Consider the following 272-nt stretch of genomic DNA (forward strand, 5'->3'; position numbering starts at 1 on the left):
CGCACCCCTCGATAGAAGGCATGCAGATTGCTGCCGGTATGGATCTCGCAATCTTCGGCATCGAAAGCCGGAGAGGAAGCAAGGAAAATCTCATGCCGGTTGCGGTGGCACTGTTCGATGGCCTCGCCAGTCACGGCGAAAACGGTGCCGTATTCGGCTTCCGGGGCGAAGTCATTGATGCTGCCCTGCTCATCCATGCAGTTGCAGGTCAGTTCTCGGTAAGCCTGCCAAGGCTCCCAGTTACGGCCTAGCTTAGTGGTGAAGCCGAGCTT

General features: G+C 57.7%; 1 protein-coding gene. It reads right to left on the reverse strand.

Annotation, left to right across the window (positions count from 1 at the left end; translation table 11 throughout):
* Positions 1-272, reverse strand: a 272-nt coding sequence (locus tag CQ12_RS45780; protein WP_210180608.1) for a hypothetical protein, incomplete at both ends; no start/stop codon positions are given.

It is taken from the genome of Bradyrhizobium jicamae (assembly GCF_001440395.1).
Classification (GTDB): Bacteria; Pseudomonadota; Alphaproteobacteria; order Rhizobiales; family Xanthobacteraceae; genus Bradyrhizobium; species Bradyrhizobium jicamae.